We start from the raw sequence: 23180 nt of genomic DNA on the forward strand, positions 1-23180 counted from the left end.
CAAATGGTCTGTGGCTGCTAAAATCCACCCCTCATTACCATGGCATGTCGAGTGAATGAACGTTCATTCATGTTCCTCGGATTTTATGGTCAAACTGATACAAGTCAAGCTGACGGGAGCCCCGGATGTCGCAGCAACCCTTGCCGCAAGATCGGCATTACGCCGCCGATGATGTGAAAATCATTGAAAAATCAGCTGGATATAACGGCTTCTTCAAGGTGAATGTCTATCGTCTGCAGCATCGGTTATTTGCGGGCGGCTGGAATCAGCCCATCGTGCGCGAGCTGTTCGAGCGGGGCCATGCTGCCGCGCTGCTTCCCTATGATCCGGTGCGCGACCAGATAGTGCTGGTGGAGCAGTTCCGTATCGGCGCCATGGAGACCAGCCCGACCCCTTGGCTGCTGGAGCTGGTGGCCGGCATCATTGACGAAGGAGAGACCGCCGAGGCGGTGGTGCGTCGCGAAGCGGTGGAAGAGGCCGGGATCGAGGTGGCCCGCTGCGAGCATGCCATCAGCTATCTGGTGAGCCCGGGCGGCAGCACCGAGCGGATCGAGGTCTTTGTGGGCGAGGTGGATGCCAGCAAGGCCGAGGGACTGCACGGTCTGGCTGATGAGGGTGAGGATATCCGGGTGCACGTGGTGAGCAGCAAACAGGCCTACGCCTGGCTCAAAGAGGGACGCATCGACAATGCGGCCTCGGTCATTGCCCTGCAGTGGCTGGCCCTCAACCACGGCGAGCTGCGCTCTCGCTGGCTGGCGGATCGCTGAGGTGGCGCTGACCCTGCAACAGAGCAGGCGCTATGTGCCTGATCTGATGTCCTTGCAGCGAACCTGCGAGGTCAACTACTCACGGGTGTTGATTGATGGAGCTTTGCGATGCCGTTAGTTCAATCCCGGACCAAACGTTATGTGCCGGATTTGATGTCTTTGCAGAGAACTTGCGAGGTCAACTACATGGCATTGATGAAACTGCTGCCGCCTGATGGGGAAGTCGGCGCCGAGCGCCGCTATCGGGTCGGCAACGATCTGCAGTTCCAGCTCACCATCATTGGCGAGAGTCGCTTCACCAATCAGGTGATCCTGAGCCAGCACAACCCCGAATTGCCCGAATATTTACAAGCTCAGATAGAGATTCGTTTGTATCATGATGTGCGGATGGCGGAAGTGTGTGCAGCGCAACAGATTTCCCGTTTGCAACCACGTTATGATTATCCCAATAAAAAGATGCACCAGCGGGACGAAAAGGAGCAGGTAAATCTGTTTCTGGCCGAATGGCTAAAATTTTGTCTCAGACATGGTACCAGCCCGATCAATATCTCCAGTTGAACAAATAAAAAGAAGCGTGATTTTGGAAACAGAGCTCCCCCAGGCGCAGGACGGCAGTGTGCGCCTGTTGCAAATTACCGACACCCACCTCTTCGCGAGTGCCGAAGGGCGGCTGTTGGCTGTGCGCACCGCAGAGAGTCTGGCCGCCGTGCTGGAACAGGTGCAGGCCAATGAACACCCCTACGAGGTGATTCTGGCGACCGGCGATCTGTCACAGGATCACAGTCCGGAATCCTATCAGCGTTTCGCCTCCATGATGGCGCCCCTTGGCCGCCCCATCTACTGGCTGCCGGGCAATCACGATGACAGCCCGCTGATGACCGAATATCTCCATGCCGCCGGGATCAGCGAATCCAAGCAGCTGGTGGGTGACCACTGGCAGGTGATCCTGCTCGACACCCAGGTGCGCGGCAAACCTCACGGCATGATTGGCGATCACCAGCTGGCCGCCCTCGACCGTGCCCTGCGTCAATATCCTGATCGCCACGCTCTTATCACCCTGCACCATCAGGCGGTGCCGGTGGGCTGCGCCTGGCTGGATCAGCACAATCTCAAGAATGCCGATGACCTGTTCGCCGTGCTGGCCCGTCATCCGCAGCAGAAGACCATCCTGTTCGGCCACGTTCATCAGGAGTTTGACGAGGTGCACCGCGGGGTGCGGCTGATTGCCAGCCCATCGACCTGCATCCAGTTCAAACCGCTATCTGACGGCTTCGCGCTGGATGAATCCGGCCCGGGCTGGCGCTATCTCACCCTCTATCCGGATGGGCGGGTGGCCAGCGAGGTGTGGCGCCTGCCGGTGGGGCAGTTTGTGCCTGACCCCAACGCTACCGGTTATTGAGGAGTCGTCATGAAGCCCGTTCTCCTCTACCTGCACGGTTTCAACTCCTCGCCCGGTTCAGCCAAGGCGCAGCAGATGGCTGCCTGGGTGGCAGAACACAGACCCGATATCGAGGTGATCATTCCAGCCCAGCCCAATACGCCGGCGGCGGCCTGGGCGGCTATCGAACAGACCATTGCCGATCTGCAGCGTCGTTATGGTAGTGAATTCAAGCTCGGCGCCGTGGGTAGTTCTCTTGGTGGCTTTATGGCGACCCGGGTGAGCGAGCAGTACGGCTGCCGCGCGGCGCTGATCAATCCGGCGGTGCGCCCCCACGAGCTGCTCTGTGACTACCTCGGCCCCCAGACCAATCCCTATACCGGGGAGCAGTACGAACTGCGGCCTGAACATATGGATGAGCTGCGGGCGCTGGCGTTACCTGTGACAGCCCCCGATCGCCTCTGGGTGCTGCAACAGCAGGAGGACGAGGTGCTCGACTACCGCAAGGCGTTGGACGAGTACCGCTTTGCCCGTCTCTCGCTGGAGTGCGGCGGCGACCATGCCTTCGTGGCGTTTGAGCGCTACCCCGCCCAGATTATCCGTTTCCTCGGGTTATAGTCAGGTTTGAGTCAATAAGGGCGGTCTCGCCCTGCTTGTTCTTCTCCAGATCAAGCTTTCGGTGCGGGGAGTTTGTTCTACCCCCGCCTAGCAGTTAAGATTCCCTCCAAACGTCAATTCGCAAGGCCCTCCATGTCTACTCAATACAATGCGGATGCCATTGAGGTCCTCAATGGCCTTGAGCCGGTGCGTCGCCGCCCCGGCATGTATACCGACACCACCCGGCCCAATCACCTCGGCCAGGAAGTCATCGACAACAGCGTCGATGAAGCGCTGGCAGGTCACGCCCGCAATCTGGAGGTGATCCTGCATGAAGACCAGTCCCTCGAAGTGATCGACGACGGCCGCGGCATGCCGGTCGATATCCACCCGGAAGAGGGGGTCAGCGGGGTGGAGCTGATCCTCTGCAAGCTGCACGCGGGCGGCAAATTCTCCAACAAGAACTACCAGTTCTCCGGCGGTCTGCACGGGGTGGGTATTTCGGTAGTAAACGCCCTCTCCGATCGGGTCGAGGTGACGGTACGTCGCGACGGTCAGGTCTACGACATCGCCTTCGAGCGTGGCGAGAAGGTGCAGGAGCTGACCATCACCGGCACCTGCGGTCGTCGCAACACCGGCACCCGGGTGCGTTTCTGGCCGCAGGCGAGCTACTTCGATTCGCCAAAATTCTCGGTCACCAAGCTGGAGCACCTGCTCAAAGCCAAGGCGGTACTCTGCCCCGGCCTCACCATCAAGTTCCTCGATAAGAACACCGGCATCAAGCTGGAGTGGTGCTATGAAGATGGCCTCAAGGATTACTTGGTCGACGCGGTCAAGCAGTTCACCTGCCTGCCGGAGCAGCCCTTTATCGGCTCGTTCAGCTCCGAACAGTCGGCGGTGGACTGGGCACTCTGCTGGTTGCCGGAAGGGGGCGAATGCCTCGCCGAATCCTATGTGAACCTCATTCCCACTGCGCAGGGCGGTACTCACGTCAACGGTCTGCGTCAGGGTCTGCTCGACGCCATGCGCGAGTTCTGCGAGTTCCGCAACCTGCTGCCGCGCGGGGTCAAGCTGACCCCGGAAGATATCTGGGATCGCTGCGCCTACATCCTCTCCATCAAGATGCAGGATCCGCAGTTCGCCGGTCAGACCAAGGAACGCCTCTCCTCCCGCCAGAGCTCGGCGTTCGTCTCCGGCGTGGTGAAGGATGCCTTCAGCCTCTATCTGAACAGCAACACCGAGCTGGCGGAGCAGATCGCCGAGCTCTGCATCTCCAGCGCCCAGCGCCGGATGCGTGCCGCCAAGACGGTGGTGCGCAAGAAGATCACGCAAGGCCCGGCGCTGCCCGGCAAGCTGACCGACTGCGGCTGTGCCGACCCCATGCAGGGGGAGCTGTTCCTGGTGGAGGGTGACTCCGCGGGCGGCAGTGCCAAGCAGGCGCGGGATCGCGAGTTTCAGGCCATCATGCCGCTGCGCGGCAAGATCCTGAACACCTGGGAGGTGGAGGCCGGTCAGGTGCTCGCCTCGCAAGAAGTTCACGATATCTCGGTCGCTATCGGGCTCGACCCCGACTCCGAGGATCTCAGCGGCCTGCGCTACGGCAAGGTGTGCATCCTCGCGGATGCGGACTCGGACGGTCTGCACATCGCCACTCTGCTCTGCGCCCTCTTTGTGAAGCACTTCCGCGCGCTGGTGGAGAAGGGCCACGTCTATGTCGCCATGCCGCCCCTCTACCGGATCGATATCGGTAAAGAGGTCTACTACGCCCTCGACGAGGACGAGAAGAACGGCGTGTTGCAGCGGGTCGAGGCCGAGAAGAAGAAAGGCAAGGTGATGGTGACCCGATTCAAGGGTCTGGGTGAGATGAACCCGAAACAGCTGCGGGAAACCACCATGGATCCCAACACCCGCCGTCTGGTGCAGCTCACCATGGAGCCGGCAGGAGAGAGCGAAGGGGATGCGGCTGACGAGACCCTGCAGCTGATGGACATGCTGCTGGCCAAGAAGCGGGCGAGCGATCGCCGCGAATGGCTGGAAGAGAAGGGCAACCTCGCCATCATCTAAGCCGTCGGCCGGCCCTGTCGGGGCCGGCAAGCATTTAGCCGGAGTCGCCCTGTGGCGGCTCCCGAACCGAAAGAGAAAATCACATGAGTGATGCTATCGAGCTCAGTCTGGACGGGGTAGAGCGCCAGCCAATGCGCACCTTTACCGAACAGGCTTACTTGAACTACTCCATGTACGTCATCATGGATCGGGCCCTGCCGCATATCGGCGATGGCCTCAAACCGGTGCAGCGGCGCATCATCTACGCCATGAGCGAGCTGGGTCTGTCGGCCCTCTCCAAGCACAAGAAATCCGCCCGTACCGTGGGTGACGTGCTGGGTAAGTACCACCCCCACGGCGACAGCGCCTGTTATGAAGCCATGGTGCTGATGGCCCAGCCTTTCTCCTACCGCTACCCGCTGGTGGATGGTCAGGGCAACTGGGGGGCGCCGGACGATCCCAAATCCTTCGCCGCCATGCGTTATACCGAAGCGCGGCTGTCGCGCTTCTCCGAGCTGCTGCTCTCCGAGCTGGGGCAAGGCACGGTGGAGTGGACGCCTAACTTCGACGGCACCATGAAGGAGCCGGTGGTTCTGCCTGCCCGCCTGCCGCACATCCTGCTCAACGGGGTGACCGGTATTGCGGTGGGGATGGCGACCGACATCCCGCCCCACAACGCGCGGGAAGTGGCCTACGCCTGTGCCGAGCTGCTCGACAACCCCAATGCGGGGCTCGATGTGTTGATGCAGCACATTCAGGGACCGGACTACCCGACCAACGCCGAGATCATCACCCCGCGCGACGATATCCGCAAAATCTACGAGACCGGCAAGGGCTCCATCAAGCAGCGGGCGGTCTGGAGCGAGGAGGATGGCGACATCGTCATTACCGCGCTGCCCCATCAGGCTTCCGGCGCCAAGATCATGGAGCAGATCGCCGCCCAGATGGTGGCCAAAAAGCTGCCGATGGTCACCGATCTGCGCGATGAATCTGACCACGAGAACCCGACCCGTCTGGTGATCGTGCCGCGCTCCAACCGGGTGGACGTGGAGGGGCTGATGGCCCACCTGTTCGCCACCACGGATCTGGAGAAGAACTACCGGGTCAACCTCAACATCCTCGGCCTCGACAACCGGCCGCAGGTGAAGTGCCTCAAGACCATCCTCAGCGAGTGGATCCAGTTCCGCCGCGAGACGGTGCGTCGCCGTCTGCAGTTCCGCCTCGACAAGGTGCTGGCTCGCCTGCACATCCTCGAAGGCTTGCTGATCGCCTATCTCAACATCGACGAGGTGATCGAGATCATCCGTACCGAGGATGAGCCGGGCAAGGTGATGGTGGAGCGCTTCAACATTACCGAGACCCAGGCCGAAGCGATCCTCGAGCTGAAACTGCGCCATCTGGCCAAGCTCGAAGAGTTCAAGCTGCGCGCCGAACAGAACGAACTGGCCGAAGAGCGCGACAAGTTGGAGCTTATTCTGGGCTCCGAGCGCCGCCTCAACACCCTGCTCAAGAAAGAGCTGCTGGCCGATGCCGAGAAGTACGGCGACGATCGCCGCACCCCGCTGGTGGAGCGTGCCACCGCGGTGGCGCTGACCGAGAAAGAGCTTATTCCCAGCGAACCTGTCACCGTCATCCTCTCCGACAAGGGGTGGGTGCGCGCCGCCAAGGGCCACGACGTGGACGTGGCGGGGCTCTCCTACAAGGCGGGGGACAGCTATCTGGCCCACGCCTGTGGCCGCAGCAACCAGCAGGCGGTGTTCCTCTCCACGTTGGGGAGAACCTACGCCCTCGAATCTCACACCTTGCCATCGGCGCGCAGTCAGGGCGAACCGCTCACCGGCCGCTTTGCGCTGGGGGCAGGGGAAGAGGTGCGCCATCTGGTGATGGGCAACGAGGGTGAGCCGTATCTGATCGCCAGTGATGCCGGTTACGGCTTTGTCTGCACCTATGACGATCTCATCGGCAAGAACAAGAACGGCAAGGCGCTGCTCACCGTGCCGGAAGGGGGGCAGGTGATGGCACCCCAGAAGATCGGCTCGCCAGAGACCGATCTCTGCATGGCCATCTCCAACGAAGGGCGCATGCTGCTGTTCCCGCTCAACACCTTGCCGGTGCTCGGCAAGGGCAAGGGCAACAAGCTGATCAGCATTCCGTCGGCTCGCGTGAAGGCGAGAGAGGAGTTTGTGGTGATGGCTGCCGTGATCCCGCAGGGCCAGTCGGTCACCCTGTTTGCCGGCAAGCGCAAGCTCACCCTCAAACCGTCCGATCTCGACTACTACCGTGGCGAGCGCGGCCGCCGCGGCGCCAAGTTGCCCCGCGGTTTGCAGCGTGTTGATCGCATCGAGATTGAACCCGCCGCCGGTGCCGAGCCGGCAGCTGGGGAAAATCAGGAAGGGTAATTAATATAGAAGGGCGCGAAAGCGCCCTCATGAAATCAGAAGTATATTTGGCTGTTACTTAGTTTAAATTTAAGCCATTAACAACTGTTCCTACACAAAGTCTATTGAAAAATGTCCCACTAGTATTTGTATAAGTGACAACTTTTCCATTTATAACTATGGTCGCTATTTCGGTGCCATCATTATAACTCTGAACGAATACTAGCTTATCAGATGAAGAGTTTACATCTACGAATTGGCCTGAATAAAGGTCAGTGGTCATTTTATATCCAGACTTGTCTTGTGTGATCGAAAACTTCATATTGTCAAAGTAGTTTTTTTCAAAGTCACGTGTTTGAAATTCATCATTGGTTGGTTTAAAAATAACTGCGGCACAAGTTAAATTTCTAAACTTACCCTCCATTACAACTCGATTTGCATTTGCAGAAAAAGGTAAGAGAGTTAACATTGTAAAAAGGGAGTGTATAATTACTTTGAGGGTCATTGTTTGTACTTATATCCGGAAATTATTTTACGGTTTATTATAAATAGCTAGCGCAGTTATTTTTTTCATGCTTAACCTCATGAATTACAACTGTAGTTTTTGAACCATGATATCAATGAGTCAGAGGTCGATGAGTATTTAAGATTGTTTATCTCAACATACTCAATAAAATCATCTCCTATAACTTCGACAGATTTATGCTCTATGCAGTTATATTTTTTTTCATCATGAGATTTCATAATCGAGAAGGTACTTTTATAAATCTCACCTAACTCAGCCTTTTTATTAAAACACGTCTGCGAGTCTATGTAATCATTACAATCCATAGTAAATAGAAGTGCGGCATCCCAAGCATTATTGGGATAATAATATGAAAACTGAGCTGCGGATGGTTTTGCACATCCAGTTATAAAAATACAACAGCTAATGGTTATCAGATATAAACGCATTACATTCTTCCCTCACAGTATGGTTCTGCACCACCAGCTCGGCTATATGCACTTCGTAAGCCACATCGATTTCCTTGGGCATCAAGGTCACCTGGGCAAGCACAGTTACCTGTATAACTTGAAGAGTTGTTGGTATTGTTCTGAGCTGCTCCCGCAGCTCCCAAGATCATCACGGTTACCAATACAACATCAGCTGCGACAGCAGCACTACATTTTGCATAATTGAAACGTTCTTTTTCTGCAGCATATTTTTCATCGCTACAATATGTTTGGCTTACACACCCAAATAGGAAAATTGTGCATGCAGCGACTATGAATACTCTCATCCTCGTCCCATTCTCATTGAGTTATTTGGTTTTTAAATTTTAATTAATCCTGATGAAATTGCAGGTAAAAGTTAAGGTTTTAATTGAGGCTGTTCAGCGTGAATACAGCTTTGTTGGTAACGGTGGAATATATTGTTGGATGTTGTTTTAATTTTGTTTTATCAAAAGGCTGATTAGCGAGACATAGCCCGTAGGTCTGATTAGCGAAGTGTAATCAGACGATCGCGAAAACAGGTTGCCGCTATTCTGCTGGTACGCCAGCAGATCTCTTCTCTATGTCCATAGCCATCGAGATTGCGGTGCGGACGATTACGCTTCGCTAATCGACCCTACGCGCTCCTGCTTGATTTAACGCTCTGCTGCTTGTTGATGGTTTGCCCCCTCATCCCCGACCCTTCTCCCCTTATCTATGGCAAAGAGTGGGAGAAGGGAGCAGAGATCGCAGCCATTGATAGTGACCGTGGTATGGCGTGATAGCTAAGCCTGACAGCTACGGCTACAGAGTGGCAGGTGCTGATCCCCTCTCCCCTTGGGAGAGGGTTAGGGTGAGGGAAAGCTGACGATAGGGGCAAACGCCGCAAAAGGCGCCAGATTGCCAACCTGAAAAAGAGCCATCCATCCCGCCAAAAGAGAGGGCCCCGCCATGCATGATGGCGGGGCCCTTCGCATTATCAGCTGCATTGCCGATTCAACCGTTCGCGCTGGCAGGGGCTACTGAAATGGTTGGCCCGAATCCAATTAGACAGGAATGGCTGTCGCCGCCGGTGGCGGGGTGATCTTGGAGGCGATCAGCAGGCGCAGGCGGGGCACCAGCAGTAGCAACACCAAGCCGCCCGCCAGTGAGCCCCAGCCGAGCATATTGAATACCGAGCTGTAACCCGGGTTGGTGGCGACCGGGGTGCTGCCGATATTTTGCGGCATGGCGCCGGAGACATAGCCCGCCAGCACCGAGGCGACGCCGGTCACCATCATCCAGCAGCCCATCATCAAGCCTTGCAGGCTGGCGGGGGCCAGCTTGCCGATCATGGCGTAACCGATGGGGGAGATGAGCAGCTCGCCAAAACTCTGCAGCACATAGCTGATGGCGATCCACTTGAAGGCGACCAGCCCGTCGGCCCCCGCCAGATGGATACCGATCGGCAGCACCAGCATCCCCAATCCCATGCAGAACAGGGAGGCGGCAAACTGGGAGGGGATGTCGATATTCCACCCCTGTTCGCGCAGCCGCTTGAACAGCAGCGCCATCAGGGGGCCACCGATGACGATGACAATGGTGTTGATGTTCTGGATCCACTGGGGGGCGACCTGCAGCCCGAACACGTTGAGGTTGATGTTGTGCTCGGAGAAGAGCATCAGCCCCATGGGCGCCAGCTGGTAGAGCGACCAGAAGATGAGGGAGCCAAGGGCGAGGATCAGGTAGGCCACCATGCGGCTGCGCTCGGCGGCGTCCGGGTGGCGGGCGGTCATCACGCAGAGCAGCACCAGCACCACGGCCCCCAGGATCAGCACGAAGCTGCCGCTGAAGCTGGCGTGGGTCAGCAGCAGGCGCAGCGCCGGCACCAGCATGGCCAGAATGGCGAGGCCACCGAGCATTCGCAGATAGAAACCGCGCCCCTTGATATGGCGCAGCGGGGTGCTGATATCCGCCAGAATCGGCCAGCAGGCGAAGGTGGCGATGATGGCGATGATGTTGCCCAGCGTCGCAAACAGGAACAGGGTGCGGTAATCCTCGGTGAGCTGGAAGTAGCCCGCCACCGTGAAGCCGATAAAGAAGCCCAGATTCATCCCGGCGTAGTTCCACAGGAAGGCGCTCTCGCGGCGGTGATCATCCGGGGCGAAGCGCTGGGTCAGCATCATGTTGAGGCAGGTGACGTTGAGGCCGCTGCCGGTAAGGAACATGGCGAGCCCCCAGTAGAGGCCGGTGATCCCCATCTCGGCGATGAAGTAGCAGCCGATCACCTGCAGCACCATCCCCATCACGAACAGGTTGCGGTTGCTGAGGTAGCGCCCGCCGAGATAACCGCCAAACAGGTGCAGGCCATAGTTGAAGGCCCCGAAGACCCCCATCATGGCGTTGGCCTGGGATTCGCTGAAGCCGAGTCGCTTGGTGGCGTAGAGCACCAGCGTGGAGTAGAGCACGGCAAACCCCAGGGTCGAGAAGGTCTGGATAAAGAACAGCGCCCCGGAGCCGGGGGGAATGGTGGGGTGTTGATTCGAAGCGCTCACGGTCTGTCTCCTGTGAGAGAAGAAAGTCATTACTCGTCCTGAGAGCGTACCGGTCTGCTGCCGGCTAGCCTTGTGCGCTTCCATGCTGGTCTGAAGGCCGGTCTGTCATTTAGCGGCCAAGCAGTGCAAATAGCCATACCTGAAATTTAATCCGGCGCGATTAATTGCTTTTTATTGATCTATTCCGCCTTTTTATGCGCGATTGAGCCGTGGTTGTAGCTCGATTTACCACGTGATTGCGACACGGTTGATGTGATCCAGTCGGCTATTTTGTGCCGATTATGGCGCTGTAGCGGGATCTGCGTCCCGCTTTGTTGCCCCGAAACGCAGCTGGCGCCAAGTTGTTGTATTGCAGGTTGTTTATTCATTCTTGGGCGTTGGGTGAATAAATATCGGGAAGAGAAGGGGCAGCCCCGGGGTGACTTGTGCGTGTTACCTATCTGCTTGGGAGAGAGTGAGGGGAGGATAGAACAACGCCCGGCGGGCCGGGCGTTGGGTTATCCCACATCGGGGGCAACAAAAGAGGCGGCGAAAGCGGCCTTAGAAGTCGTGGTAGAGCGGCCAGCCGAGCAGCGGGTGCTTGAGTCCGGCGCGCATCTCGATGTTGTCGAGCTTCTCCGGTGAGGCGTTCTCTTTTTGCAGCAGCTGGTACTGGCGCACAAAGCCGAGGGTGTGCAGCAGGTTGGGCACAAAGCCCGGGCTCAACTCCTGCCGCAGGGCGGCGGCCATGTCGGCGGGCAGCGCATTCAGCATCAGAGCCAGCTGGGCGGCGAGGTAGTCGGTGTCATACCAGCCCTCGTCGAGCTCAATCTCCCGCGCCAGTTTGCGCTTGAGATCCTGCTTCACCTTGAGCGGGGCGGCGCCACTGCCCTTGCCGCAGAGGATGCGGTAGAGCAGCGCTTCGGCCAGCTTGTCCTCCATGGTGGGGTGGTCGCTCTCGCAGGCGAAGAAGTGCTGGTCGATGAGTTCCATCAGGCGACTCTTGTTGTGCTCGGTCAGCGCCTTCTCGTACTCCTGCCACCCTTGCCACTCCTCCACATCGGGCGGGCTCGAGATCTTGTCCAGCAGGCGGGCATCCACATCACCGTAGAGGCTGTTGCCAGCCTGCTTGGGGCTGACGGTAATGAGCATCGACCAGCCCTTCTGGAACGGCTTGATGGGGCCTTCCGGCGCCTGCAGCAGCGCCAGCGCCTTGGCCGGATCACGCGCCGAGAGCTCCTGCAGGCCGAGGCTCACCACGCCTATGACGTCGTGGGCCGCCTGCTCCAGCAGGTGCATCTTGTACTTGTTGTAGTACTTGTCGGCGAATTTGAGGCTCATCAGCACCGCCTTGCCCTTGATGGCGGCGAGCTGCTGCTGACTCAAGAGTTCGTTGTCGCGGCCAAAGCGCAGCACCTGGGTCAGAAAGGGGCCCTGGTTGGCATCGCGAATGACTAACTGCATGAATGGGCTCCTTAATCCAGAAAGCTGAACATGTCGTCGACGTCGCCGTACTCGTCTTCCTCGACCTTGTTCTTCTCTTTGGCCTGCATCACCAGCTCGGCGGCAAACTTGTTGATGATGCCGTCCCAGGTGGAGTGCTCGTTGCGCAGCAGCGCCTTGATGGCTTTCTCCACCTCGGGGGCCAGCTCGCGAATGAGCATCAAGAGGCTGCGCGGGTCGTCCAGCGCGTAGTCGTGGACATCCTCACTCTGCTGGCGCTCGCTGTAGCGCAGGGACTCTTCGAGATCTTCCTCTTCGGCGTGCAGCACGTCGCGATAGCCTTCGTCCTCTTCATAGCGATCGCCGCGATAGAACTCGATAAAGGGGATGGCGAGGTAGAAGAGACCGGCCGGATCTTCGGCCACGCACTCGAGGATCTCGCGCTGCTTGGCTTCGCTATCCTGAGTGCGGATCAGGTAGTTGAGGAAGTCGAAGGTGTGCTGTTGCAGCTCGTCGGCGTTGTTCTTGATCGCCTCTTCCCAGTAGAGCGGCTGCTGGCAGACGATGTCGCGGATCCGCTCCGGGGTCATCAGCTCGGAGATGATGGAGGGGAAGGAGATATCGTGCTGGCCGTTAATCTGGGTCAGGGTAACGATATCAATGTTTTCAATCACTTCTGCCAGCTGGTCGTCAGACATGGTCTTGGCGATCAGCTCGAACTTCTCGCTGGCCTGCTTCGGCTCGATAACGGCCAGCTCTTTGATCTCGATGGCGGTAATTTCTATCAGACTGTTGCTCATGCCTTGCCCCAATTAGAAACGGACTTCGTCGTACATATCCTGATCGCCGTCGTCATCACCATAGCGGTCACTGCCGCCGTGGTAGTCGGCGTCGGCATCTTCCCCGTCTTCATCTTCTTCGTCGCGCAGCTCATAGTCGTCATCGCTGCGGTGGCTACCGCGCGGTAGCGGGTTGTCGAGCAGGAACAGCACGGCGCAGGCTTCCATCAGCTGATCTTCGCTCTGGGCCCGCACCGCCTTGACCAGCGGCAGGGCGGCGTTGTTGAAGCCGACGCTCACCTTGAACTCGTCCCAGCCCGGCTGCTCGCCGCTGGCGAGCCACTTGTTCCACTGCGACTTGGCCTTGGCCGGGAACTGCACCCGGCCATAGAGGGCCAGCGGCAGATACTCGGGCATAAACTCCAGCATGCTCATATCGGCCAGCAGCAGGCTCTTCATCTGGTCGGTGAACTGTTCCAGCCCCTTGGGGTCGTCCTGATCCCGGTAGGATTCGATGTTTTCGCTGGCATCGCTTTGTAGCGACTTGAGCCGCGCCTGGTCCCATCTCTTTTGCATAGTTGCTCTTTCTGCCTGCTGTTTCAGGGGTAGAACTGATCCCACATCTCCTGCATGGCGGAGGCGGGGTCGGTCACGATGACGTTGTTGAAATCCTTGATAAAGGCGGCCCGCTGTTTCGGATCGGACAGCACTTCATAGGCCTGCTTTACCTGGTGCAGCTTTATGGCTGCCTGCTCTTTCTCTTCTTCACTGGCCCCGTGCAGCTTGTCGGGGTGGTACTGGTTCGACAGCCGACGATAGGCTTTCTTGATGTCGTTTTCGCTGGCGTTGGACTTGACGCCCAGCACCCGAAAGTAGTTGTTCATGGCAGATCCTGCATCACTGGCATCATAGGATTCACGCTGCGAGTGCCTGATGGTGGGGATTGGCAAACCAGGCACGGCAAAAACCCGTCATTTTAACGGAAACAGCCCGCCAACGCGATGAGTTGGGCGATCAATTAACGGGCGAGATGAAGAGGTGTCAGTTGAGCGTCTATTGTTGCCAGTCGGTCTGGCCAGTGCAAGGGGCGGGCACGGGAAGGCGATGAAAAAATGGTCAGGGGCGAGTGTGGGGTGAGATGGCGGCGGCAGCGCAAATCGGGCTGCCGCCGCGGGGGTTACTCCTCCCAGAAGGAGGCGGAGGTGTGGTAGATCATCTTCTTGCTCATCCCGCCATCGACCACCAGATTGGCACCGTTGATAAAGTCGTTGCGAGGATCCGCCAGAAAGAGGCAGGCGCGGGTGATGTCGTCGGGGCGCCCGACCCGGCCGCTCGGGTGCTGGCGGTGATCCGCCTCGGTCAGGGTGTGGTAATCCTCCGCCTGGATCCAGCCCGGGCTGATGGCATTGACCGTGATGGGGTAGTCGGCCAGCGAGTTGGCGAGGGACTGGGTGAGGGCGACCAGCGCCCCCTTGGAGGCGCCATAGGCATCCCAACCCGGTTCGTTCTGCTGCCAGCGGGTGGAGGCAATATTGATGATGCGGCCATAGGGCAACCCGCGGTTGGCCTGCACAAAGGCGCGGGCGCAGAGCATGGCGCCGCGCACATTGACCGTCATCACCAGATCGAACTGGGCTGCGCTCAGCTCCTCGAAGCGGGTGTGGAACTTGCTGATGGCGCCGTTGTTGATCAGCAGATGGATGCCGCCATGCTGCGCGCTAACCTCGGCAAAGAGGCGCGTGATGGCCTGCTCATCGCGCAAGTCGAGCGGGTAAAAGTGGATTTCGGGATGGTCGAAAGCGTGAGGAGCCAGATCGGTGGCGATCACCCGATAGCCAGCCTCGGCCAGCCCGATACAGAGCTGACGGCCAATCCCGCCAGCGGCGCCGGTGACCAGTGCGATTTGGGGTTGGTTGGTCAGCTCGTTCATTGTGCCGCTCCGTTGCGCGCCCGCAGCACCTTGATGAGGGCAGACACCTCCTGCTGGCCAAACCCTTGCGCCACTCCTTCCTCAAACAGATCGGCGGCAAAGCGCGGGAAGCGATTGTCTATCCCGGCATCGCTGGCATGACCGGCGAGGCGGCTGATGGCGGCGCTCCAGGTTTTCAGGCTGGCGTAGGGGTGATCGAAATCGCCGCTCGCCAGCGTCTTGCCAAGATGGGCCACATCGCCCCCCAAAATCGGGGAAAGTTCGCTGAACTGGGCGCACACCTTGGCCACCGGCAGCCCTTCCGCCTCGCAGATCAGCGCGCCGTGCAGGGCACCGAGCAGACCACCGGCAAAGTAGGCGGCGACGGCGCAATCTTGCGCCGCGGCGGCGCCCACCGCCTCGGCCACATGGTCGAGGGTGGGGGCGAGCAGGCGCAGCACCGGCTCGGCGTCGCTAAAGGCGGCGCTGGCGCCCGAGCAGATGATGCTGGCATCGCTGGTGCCGATCTGATCCGGGAAGCAGAGGATGGCGCCATCGAGATAGCGGGCGTCGCGGGCGTGGCACCAGCTCTCCAGCGCTCTGGCCCCCTGCGGACTGCCGGTGGAGAGCTGCACCAGCAGCTTGCCCGCCACCGCATCGCTCGCCTCATCCAGCAACTGCTGGCTGACGGCGTAGTTATCGACGCAGACAAGGGTGATATCGCTTGCGGCGATGGCCGCGCTAACCGAGGGGGCGAGTGTCGCACCCAGCGCTTGCAGCGGGGCCGACTTGGCGGCGCTGCGATTCCAGACGGTGACCGGATGGCCCGCCTTGAGCAAGGTGGTGGCGAGGGCGGAGCCCATTGCCCCGAGGCCGATGACAGAGAGATGGCGCATGATGGCTCCTGACGGTGTTGATAGACGCTGATATAGAAAATTGGGATGCCTTGTGGCAGGTGAACCACTATATTTGCCCCGTGTTGCCGTGAAAAATGGCTTTTATGACTGTCTGGTATAGGTGAATTCTATGGATGTGCGAACCTTGCGTGCGTTTGTGGCTGTCTTCGAGGAGGGCAACATCACGGCGGCTGCCACCCGCCTTTTCATTACCCAGCCCACCCTCTCCACCACCATCAAGACGCTGGAGGATGAGCTGGGGGTGACCCTGTTTGTGCGACAGGCGCGAGGGGTTGAGGGGACTGAAGCTGCTCACCGGCTCTATCCCCGTGCCAAGCGGCTGATCGCCGACACCGACTCCCTTGCCCGCGAGTTTCGTGAAACGTCCCCCTGCCTCGAGCTGACGATGGGAATTGAGGCGGATCTGGGTGATGGCGTGGTGGGGACGCTGGTGCAAGGGGCGCTCGCCCACGAGGAGATCCTGCTGACTCTGGAAGAAGGTTGCTGTGGCGATGTGCGGCTGGGCTGCGAATCCCTGCGCTGTGGTGACGAGCTCTTTATCCCCCTGCTGGAGGAGGAGTTCGTGCTGGTGCTGCCACCGGCTCACCCGCTGGCGGGCAAGGGGACGCTCACTCCGGCTGAGCTGGCGGACGAGCCCTGGGTCACTTGCCCGCGCCACGACTCCCACCTGCGGCTGATCGCCATTCTCGGCAATCAGGCGCCGCTCTATCCACGGCGGGCGGGGTCGCTGCGACTGGCGGCGACCATGGTGGCCGCCGGGGCGGGGATCGCCTGGTTGCCCCGTTCGCTTTGTCCGCCCGGTTGTACGGTCGCCGAGCTGGCGGCCTCTTCCTTCAAGCAGCGGGTGGGGCTCTGCTACGCCCCGGATGCGTTGCGATCGGCGGCGGTGACTGCCCTGCTGGCTCAGGTGCGCGGGATGCAGCTCCCCGCCTGATGTCGGTATAAAAATGTCGGCATAAAAAAGGGCCATCCGGTTGGGATGGCCCTGTTGAAGGCAATGTTGTTGCGTGCCTAGAGCGACGCCCCCCAGAGCCGCAGTTGCAAGCCCCACTTCGAGCTCCAGCCGGTGGTGCTGCTTACCAGCTTGCCATCCTTGATAACGAGGAAAGTCGGGGTGACCCCCACCTGCCACTGGGCGGCCAGCGCTCCCGACTCGTCGCTGTGGGTCGGGAAGGTGAGCCCCTTCTTGCTCATTCCCTTGGCTAACTGTTCCGAATTACCGGAGCGCAGCGCCACCGTCAGCACGTTTTCCCCCTCCTGCCAGAGCTGTTGCACGGCCGGGGTGGTGAAACGGCAGACACCGCACCAGCTGGCCCAGTAGTAGACCAGCAGCGGCTTGCCCTGGCTTAAGGTAGCGAGATCCGTGCTGCTGCCATCCTGCAGGGTGACGGGGGCGCTCATCGCCCCCTCTGGCAGGGTGGGGCTGCGCCACAGATCCAGCAACGTCGAGATGACCAGTGCCATCAGAAGCAGCCAGAGCGCCTCCTTGCCCCAGCGGCGCCAGCGGGGTTGAGGGTTGGTAGTCATCCCTTACCCCTGCTTGGCCAGTTCGGCCTTCACCAGCTGCTCCAGCTCCTCATAGGGGATGGCGCCCGGCACCAGCTGGTTGCCAATCAGGGTCGCCGGAGTGCCCTGTACCCCCAGAATGGTGCCGATGCGCAGGCTGTTGCGCAGCTCTTCGGTCGCCTTGGCGGCCGGTTTGAGCGCCACGTTGCCGGTGGCGGCCAGCGCCTTGTTGATATCCGCCTCGGTCAGCATCCCCTGCTTGCTCATCAGCTTGTCGTGCAGGGTGAGGAAGCGGGCGGGATCCTGCTGCCACAGGGTCAGGCTGTATTGGGCCGCCTTGGCGGAGGTCTGCCCCTTGAAAGGCAGCAGCTTGATCACCAGCCCCAGATCGTCCGGATAGGCCTTGAGCAGCTTGGTCAGCTGGGGATCGAACTGCTTGCAGTAGGGGCAGTTGTAGTCGGTGAACAGCACCAGCGTCAGCTTGGGGTTCTTGGCGCCGAGGCGCGGGCTGGTGGCGCTGTTGAACAGCACATCCTTGTTGCCCTTGATGAAGTTGCCAAGCTGCGCCTCCTGGGCTGCCGCGTTCTGTTTCTCCCAGGATTCGGCGGCCTCGTCGAGGATCTTGGGGTTGGCGATCAGGGTCTCGCGGATCAGCTCCTTGATGCGCGCCTCCTGCTCCGGGGTGAAGGGGGCGGCGTGCAGGGCCGGAGCCAGAAGGGCTGCGGAAAGGGAGGCCAGCAGGGGCAGGGCGCTCAGAGTTGGTTTCATGGTTGCTCCTTAAAATCGGGTGGTGCCAGCCTGAAGCAGGCCAGCCTTGTGCAATGTGGTCAGCAGATCGTCCTTGTCGAGCAGGGGTGACAGCGTGACCCCCTGCGGCAACTCCGGGCCGTAAATCTGGTTGAAGGGAACCGCTGCCGCACCCCGCTTACGCAGGAAGGCGGCGATGGCGTCGCTCGGTTTGCTCCAATCGCCGCGCAGGGCCACCACATCGGGGGCCGAGAGTGCCTGTTGCACCTCATCGCGCAGCAACACGTTGTATTTGTTGGCCTTGCAGGTAACGCACCAGTCGGCGGTGACATCGATAAAGACCCGTTTGTTCTGGGCCAGCGCATCTGTGATGGCGCGTTCAGAGAGCGGCTGCCAGACCACCTTGTCAACGTTGGCCGAGCCCTGCGCGCTAAAGGCGCCGCTCAGCAGCAGGGGGCTGCCAATCAGGGCGGTAAGGGCGATCGCCAGCGTGAAGCCGCGCATGCCGTAACGCCAGATGATGCCAGCCAGCAGTGCCAGCAGCATGGCAACCATCAGCCAGCCGGTGGCATAGCTGCCGAGATGGTTGTCGAGCAGGCTGGTGAGCCAGAGACTGGAGCCCAGCATCATCAAGCCGAGCAGGATGCGCAGATGGTTCATCCAGCGCCCCGGTTTCGGCAGCCAGAGGGCGAGCCGTGGCAGGGCCGCCACCAGCAGCCAGGGCAGGCTCATGCCAATTCCCAATGCCGTGAAGATCAGCCAGAGCTGGCCAAGTGGCGCCGCCAGCGCAAAGGCCACCGCGGTGCCGAGGAACGGTGCCGAGCAGGGGGTCGCCAGCAGAGTGGCGAAGCTCCCCTGCAGGAAGTGACCGCCGAGGCCGTTGCCGCCGCTGGTGGCGAGGCGGGTGCTGAGGGCGCTGGGCAGGCGGATCTCGAACAGCCCCAACAGGTTGGCGCAAAACAGCATGGTGACCAGCACCATCAAGCCGATAAAACCGGCGCTCTGGAACTGAATGCCCCAACCGACGGCCCCTTGCGTGGCGCGCAGCAGGCTGCTCATGGCTGCCAGTACCCAGAAGGAGGCGATGATCCCGGCGCTGGCGGCGAGGAACTGCTTGCGCACCGTTCCCTGTTCACGATCCTGATGTTGCAACACAGTTCCCAGCTTGAGCGCCAGCACCGGCAGCACGCAGGGCATCAGGTTGAGGATCAGGCCGCCGAGCAGCGCTGCCCCCAGCAGCCAGAACAGCGAATGACTCTGGTTGGGCAGTGCGAGTGGCGCGCCGATCGTCCCCTTGCCCTGCCATGCCTGCTCGCCACTGGTGAGCAGCAGGCCGAGGGATTGGCCACGCAGATCCGGCGCATCCCCTTGCCAGCCATCGCTCACCGGCACCCGGGCGATCAGGGTGTTGCCCTCGACCTCAAGCGCCGGTTTGCCAAACTCGGCCCCCTCCAGAGCGTCGATGAAGAGCGCTGGTGATTGCCAGCCCTCTGCCCGCTCGGCGCGCAGTTGCAGCTGGTTGTGCTGATAGCCGAGTTCGATCCGGGTCTCGGCAGGCAGCGGTTGGGGCAGGGTACTCATCGCCTTCGCCCAGGCGAAATCGAATTCGGCTGGGGCCTGCCCATCCAGCGCGAGGGTGAAGGGAAAGTCGGTCAGGATGCAGACGTTGCTGCAGGTTGATAGGCGCAGAGTCCCCTTGAGCGGTTGCCCGGTTGGGTAGTTGAGGCTGAGGGGGAAGGTCACGTCCCCCTGATAACCCTGGGTGCTGAGCCCGGCTACCTCGAAGTGGCGTGGCACCGGCCAGCGCCACTGAAAGTCACCGACCGGTTCGTCCCACAGGATCTGGGGAGCAATGCCCCCTTCTCCCGGACTGTGCCAGTAGGTTTTCCAGCCCGACTCCAGCTCCACATCGAGCAGGATGCGGGTCTGATCTGCCGTGCTGCGGTCGGCCTGCAGCCGTACCCGGGCGTGATCATTCTGTGGGCTGGTGAGCCAGCCCGTGTCGCTGGCCAATCCCATGGATTGCCACAGCAGACCGCCCAGTAGCAGGGCCGCCTTGAAGAGATTCGACATCTTTTTGGTCTCGCAAAAATTGAGTGACAGCTAACGAAAGAACGCTGTCGAACTCATTCCCGCCAGACGCACAGGGTGAGATGCAGACGCCGCTCGGGCGGCGAGATGACTCTGGGAGGGGGCAGTGGCGGTGTGTAGCGCCAAAGGGGGGTCAGCAGTGCGATCAGCACCGCCACGGCAAAGAAGAGCTGTTCGACGCAGAGCAGGGTGGCGGCGCTTAGCCACTTGCCGTTGAGCTGGCAGCTGGTGGGCTGTGGGCTGGCCGGTTTGGCATCCTCTTGATCCGTTGCCGAGCCTGGAACGGGTAGTGCCTGACAGCTGAGGGCGTGATCGAGCAGGGCAAGCCGGGCCAGCGGCTGGGCCGCACAATTGAGCACCAGCAGGCAGACCAGCAGCAGGAGATGTTTCGCTAGCCGTTGTTGCAACATCATGTTCGCCCCGTCCATCAAGATGGGGCCATCCTAACGACCAATGGCGGGTGGGGCAAGTCGGCGGCGTATTGATGTGCAGGACTGTGAGTGGCGCGACGGGGAGGGTGGTCGGTTCTGTTTGGCGAACGCTTGTTCGCTAAAAGGGGGATCAGTATACTGCGCCGAGTTAAAACTCGAGGTGTTCGATGCTCAAAATTGCCCGTGTGCTGCTGCTTGGTCTGCTGCTCATTTTCTGGTTCCTGTTCGGCCTGCTGCTCTGTCTGGTTCGTCCGCGCCATCCCAACAACGTCTATGTCTTCGCCCGCATGTATCACGCGGTCTGCCCGCTGATCGGGCTGCGAGTCAAGGTGACAGTGGCCGACGAGGTCAAATCGGTCGGCCCGGCGGTCTACGTCTGCAACCACCAGAGCAACTTCGACATCTTCACCGTGACCGGTGCGGTGCAGCCCGGTGTGGTGGCGGTGGGCAAAAAGAGCCTGCTCTGGCTGCCGCTGTTCGGCCTTATCTTCTGGCTCTCCGGCAACGTGCTGATCGACCGCTCCAACCGCTCCCGTGCCATCGGCACCATAGGTCAGGTGGTGGATCGCATCAAGAACCGCGGCACCTCCATCTGGATGTTCCCGGAAGGGACCCGCTCCCAGGGGCGTGGCCTGCTGCCGTTCAAGGCAGGTGCTTTCCACACTGCGGTACAGGCTGAGGTGCCCGTGGTGCCCATCGTCTGCTCCAGCTACTTCGGTCAGGTCGACCTCAATCGCTGGGATAACGGCGAAGTGCTGGTGGAAGTGATGGCGCCGGTCTGCAGCAAGGAACACGGTGCCAGCGGCATTCGCGATCTCTCCGACACCTGCCGCGCCCGGATGGAGGCCAAGCTGGCCGAACTGGACAGCAAGCTGGGCCACAGCCACGCCGCCTGACGGATAGCGCAGACGAATCGACAAGGGAGCTTGAGGCTCCCTTTTTTGTTGGTGAAAATCACCACCTGGTTGGCTATTTTCACCAATAAATCCTTCTTGAATTTCCTCATTAAATTCCTATCTGTATGTAAAACAACAATAATTTTTCTTGGCATGGCTCTTGTAATGCTTTGGGAAGAGATAGCCATCCCATCAACAAGGAGCCAGACCATGAGCGTATTCAGCCGCCTGACCGACGTGATAAATGCCAACCTGCACAGCCTGCTCGACAAGAGTGAAGAGCCGGAGAAGATGCTGCGCCTGATGATCGAAGAGATGGAGCTGGTGCAGGTCGAGATGCGTACCCAGGCCGCCCGCGTGATTGCCGAACAGAAGCAGCTGGAGCGTCACCAGCAGGCGTTGCAGGCGCAGATCCTGGAGTGGTCTGCCAAGGCCGAGCTCGCCATCCAGAAGGGACGTGAGGATCTGGCCCGCGCCGCCCTCACCGAGAAGCTGGCGGATGTCAAAAAATGTGAACAGCTGGAGCAGGACAAGGCCCGGGTGGCCGAGGTGCTGGCCCAGCTTACCGCCGATAGCGAACGGCTGGCTGCCAAGCTGACCGAGGCGCGCGAGAAGCAGAAACTGCTGACCCTGCGCGAGCAGACCGCCCACAGCCGCATTCGTGCCCGCGCTCAGGTGGACAACCAGCGGATGCATGAGCTGATGGCACGCTTTGACGGTTTTCAGGGCCGGGTCGATCAGCTGGAAGCCCAGCTGGAGGCGGCCACCCTGGGGCAGAATCCCTCGCTGGAGGCCCAGTTCCGCGAGCTGGAGCTCAATGACGAGATCGAGCGCGAGCTGGCTCGCCTCAAAGGCCAGAAAGCGGAGGTGTAATCATGAGCCCCTGGCCCAAGGATCTGGTGCATCGCAAGCTGACCGGGGTCTGCGCCGGTATTGCCAGGCGGTTGGGGGTCTCCAGAGTCACGGTGCGGGTGGTGGCACTGCTCGCCCTGATCCTGATGCCACCGCTGGCACTGGCCGCCTATCTGCTGGCGGTGCTGGTGATGCCGCCCCGTTATGAATTGAAGAGCTGGCTGGATTGACCGAAGGGTTGCCAAGCCGGCAGACAAGGTACTGATAAGGAGCAAGTTATGCTGGAATTTTTCATCTTGCTGGTGGTGCTGCTGGTCATGGCACTGACTGGTTTTACCCTGGTAGCCATGTTGCTGGTGAGCGGTCTGTTCGTGCTGCTTGGGGCGCTGGGCGGCATGCTTGCTCTGATCATCAAGCTGGCTCCCTGGTTGCTGCTGGTGCTGGCGGTTTGCTGGCTGATCAGTAACCGCAGCAAGCGTTCCAATACCTACCTCTGACCCGCCTGAGGTTGTGCAAGACGTTGTGTGATGCTCCCTGATTTCCCCTTTCCGGCCACTCATCGAGTGGCCTTTTTTTGCCTGCATCCCTTAAGGTCGGGTCGTTTCGGGTAACCACTGGGGGCTCCAGCGCTGCCAGAGTGCCGGGCTGTGGATCAGCTGCTCCTTGAAGGATTTCGGCTGCTGCTTGAGGCGATATTCGATGCGCAGGGCTGCCCCCCTCTCGCCGACTTCCTGTTGCCACGCCAGCGTCAGTGGCCCCTTGCCGCGCAGGGCGCGAGCGCCCTTGCCACTCTGATGCTGGCGCAGGCGGCGCAGCGGGTCTGTGCTGATCCCGGTATAGAGCAGGCCGGTGGCAGTACGCACCATATAGACAGACCAGCGGGAAGGGGCGGAAGGTTGCTGTACCTGTGTGGTGGTCGCGGGTTCTCTCATTCAAATTCTCTGTGCCAAACTCAGAGGCA

General features: G+C 60.2%; 24 protein-coding genes. 11 read left to right on the plus strand and 13 right to left on the minus strand.

Annotation, left to right across the window (positions count from 1 at the left end):
* The first annotated feature begins 125 nt into the window (after positions 1-125).
* The 6 genes from nudF (at position 126) to parC (ending at position 7184) form a co-directional block, all read left to right on the plus strand.
* Positions 126-767, plus strand: a complete 642-nt coding sequence (gene nudF, locus ACW5XC_RS10290) for an ADP-ribose diphosphatase (protein ID WP_042052481.1) — start codon at positions 126-128, stop codon at positions 765-767.
* A 108-nt stretch (positions 768-875) separates the two neighbouring features.
* Positions 876-1325, plus strand: a complete 450-nt coding sequence (locus ACW5XC_RS10295; RefSeq protein WP_042052480.1) for a DUF1249 domain-containing protein — start codon at positions 876-878, stop codon at positions 1323-1325.
* A gap of 22 nt (positions 1326-1347) precedes the next feature.
* On the plus strand, positions 1348-2166 hold the full coding sequence (gene cpdA / locus ACW5XC_RS10300) for a 3',5'-cyclic-AMP phosphodiesterase (RefSeq protein ID WP_041202814.1): 819 nt from the start codon (positions 1348-1350) through the stop codon (positions 2164-2166).
* 9 nt (positions 2167-2175) lie between these two features.
* Positions 2176-2763: a YqiA/YcfP family alpha/beta fold hydrolase gene (locus tag ACW5XC_RS10305; RefSeq protein ID WP_042052479.1), complete on the plus strand. Its 588-nt coding sequence runs from the start codon at positions 2176-2178 to the stop codon at positions 2761-2763.
* Positions 2764-2895: 132 nt separating this feature from the next.
* Entirely contained in the window at positions 2896-4806 is a 1911-nt protein-coding gene (gene parE, locus ACW5XC_RS10310) for a DNA topoisomerase IV subunit B (protein WP_042052478.1), read from the plus strand.
* Between the two features lie 83 nt (positions 4807-4889).
* The gene (gene parC, locus ACW5XC_RS10315) at positions 4890-7184 is read left to right on the plus strand and encodes a DNA topoisomerase IV subunit A (protein ID WP_040067062.1); all 2295 of its coding nucleotides are present in this window, start codon (positions 4890-4892) and stop codon (positions 7182-7184) included.
* A gap of 58 nt (positions 7185-7242) precedes the next feature.
* On the opposite strand, the gene ACW5XC_RS10320 is transcribed toward parC, so the two are convergent.
* From ACW5XC_RS10320 to ACW5XC_RS10355, 8 genes are all read right to left on the minus strand, one after another.
* Positions 7243-7668, minus strand: a complete 426-nt coding sequence (locus ACW5XC_RS10320; RefSeq protein ID WP_143182601.1) for a hypothetical protein — start codon at positions 7666-7668, stop codon at positions 7243-7245.
* 1513 nt (positions 7669-9181) lie between these two features.
* Positions 9182-10669, minus strand: a complete 1488-nt coding sequence (locus ACW5XC_RS10325; RefSeq protein WP_236727542.1) for a peptide MFS transporter — start codon at positions 10667-10669, stop codon at positions 9182-9184.
* Positions 10670-11209: 540 nt separating this feature from the next.
* Positions 11210-12112 carry a cold adaptation protein AtcC gene (gene atcC, locus ACW5XC_RS10330; protein WP_005343118.1) on the minus strand — a complete coding sequence of 301 codons (903 nt, stop codon included), beginning with the start codon at positions 12110-12112 and terminating at the stop codon, positions 11210-11212.
* Between the two features lie 11 nt (positions 12113-12123).
* Complete coding sequence (gene atcB, locus ACW5XC_RS10335) at positions 12124-12891, minus strand: cold adaptation protein AtcB (protein ID WP_005335887.1); 768 nt, start codon at positions 12889-12891, stop codon at positions 12124-12126.
* Positions 12892-12903: 12 nt separating this feature from the next.
* On the minus strand, positions 12904-13446 hold the full coding sequence (gene atcA / locus ACW5XC_RS10340; protein ID WP_042052476.1) for a cold adaptation protein AtcA: 543 nt from the start codon (positions 13444-13446) through the stop codon (positions 12904-12906).
* A gap of 23 nt (positions 13447-13469) precedes the next feature.
* Positions 13470-13754, minus strand: a complete 285-nt coding sequence (gene atcJ, locus ACW5XC_RS10345) for a cold adaptation protein ActJcold adaptation protein ActJ (protein ID WP_005343121.1) — start codon at positions 13752-13754, stop codon at positions 13470-13472.
* A gap of 293 nt (positions 13755-14047) precedes the next feature.
* Positions 14048-14800, minus strand: a complete 753-nt coding sequence (locus tag ACW5XC_RS10350; RefSeq protein WP_042052475.1) for an SDR family NAD(P)-dependent oxidoreductase — start codon at positions 14798-14800, stop codon at positions 14048-14050.
* Positions 14797-15675, minus strand: coding sequence for an NAD(P)-dependent oxidoreductase (locus tag ACW5XC_RS10355; protein WP_042052474.1), 879 nt, complete (start codon positions 15673-15675; stop codon positions 14797-14799). Before ACW5XC_RS10355 ends, ACW5XC_RS10350 begins: the two co-directional genes overlap by 4 nt.
* A 130-nt stretch (positions 15676-15805) precedes the next feature.
* Between ACW5XC_RS10355 and ACW5XC_RS10360 the strand changes: the two genes are divergently transcribed.
* Positions 15806-16630 (plus strand): LysR family transcriptional regulator, encoded by an 825-nt coding sequence (locus ACW5XC_RS10360; RefSeq protein WP_042052473.1) that lies wholly within the window; start codon positions 15806-15808, stop codon positions 16628-16630.
* A gap of 77 nt (positions 16631-16707) precedes the next feature.
* Here ACW5XC_RS10360 and ACW5XC_RS10365 read toward each other — a convergent pair whose 3' ends face one another.
* The 4 genes from ACW5XC_RS10365 to ACW5XC_RS10380 are packed head-to-tail and all read right to left on the minus strand — an operon-like array spanning position 16708 to position 20453.
* On the minus strand, positions 16708-17223 hold the full coding sequence (locus ACW5XC_RS10365) for a protein disulfide oxidoreductase (RefSeq protein ID WP_042052472.1): 516 nt from the start codon (positions 17221-17223) through the stop codon (positions 16708-16710).
* Between the two features lie 3 nt (positions 17224-17226).
* Positions 17227-17970: a DsbA family protein gene (locus ACW5XC_RS10370; protein WP_042052471.1), complete on the minus strand. Its 744-nt coding sequence runs from the start codon at positions 17968-17970 to the stop codon at positions 17227-17229.
* Between the two features lie 9 nt (positions 17971-17979).
* Positions 17980-20022, minus strand: a complete 2043-nt coding sequence (locus ACW5XC_RS10375) for a protein-disulfide reductase DsbD family protein (RefSeq protein ID WP_042052470.1) — start codon at positions 20020-20022, stop codon at positions 17980-17982.
* Positions 20023-20075: 53 nt separating this feature from the next.
* The gene (locus tag ACW5XC_RS10380) at positions 20076-20453 is read right to left on the minus strand and encodes a hypothetical protein (RefSeq protein WP_042052485.1); all 378 of its coding nucleotides are present in this window, start codon (positions 20451-20453) and stop codon (positions 20076-20078) included.
* Between the two features lie 185 nt (positions 20454-20638).
* On the opposite strand from ACW5XC_RS10380, the gene ACW5XC_RS10385 reads away from it, so the two are divergent.
* The 4 genes from ACW5XC_RS10385 to pspG all read left to right on the plus strand — a co-directional run bounded on the left by ACW5XC_RS10385 (position 20639) and on the right by pspG (position 22716).
* A complete protein-coding gene (locus ACW5XC_RS10385) occupies positions 20639-21367 on the plus strand; it encodes a 1-acylglycerol-3-phosphate O-acyltransferase (protein WP_019446682.1) in 729 nt (242 codons plus the stop codon).
* Between the two features lie 210 nt (positions 21368-21577).
* Positions 21578-22240 carry a phage shock protein PspA gene (pspA, locus tag ACW5XC_RS10390; RefSeq protein WP_042052469.1) on the plus strand — a complete coding sequence of 221 codons (663 nt, stop codon included), beginning with the start codon at positions 21578-21580 and terminating at the stop codon, positions 22238-22240.
* Positions 22241-22242: 2 nt separating this feature from the next.
* On the plus strand, positions 22243-22449 hold the full coding sequence (locus ACW5XC_RS10395) for a PspC domain-containing protein (protein ID WP_042052468.1): 207 nt from the start codon (positions 22243-22245) through the stop codon (positions 22447-22449).
* Between the two features lie 48 nt (positions 22450-22497).
* A complete protein-coding gene (pspG, locus tag ACW5XC_RS10400) occupies positions 22498-22716 on the plus strand; it encodes an envelope stress response protein PspG (protein WP_005335871.1) in 219 nt (72 codons plus the stop codon).
* Positions 22717-22806: 90 nt separating this feature from the next.
* On the opposite strand, the gene ACW5XC_RS10405 is transcribed toward pspG, so the two are convergent.
* Positions 22807-23151, minus strand: coding sequence for a GIY-YIG nuclease family protein (locus tag ACW5XC_RS10405; protein ID WP_042052467.1), 345 nt, complete (start codon positions 23149-23151; stop codon positions 22807-22809).
* Positions 23152-23180 lie beyond the last annotated feature (29 nt).

Source organism: Aeromonas sp. 25-AL00135 (assembly GCF_054052385.1).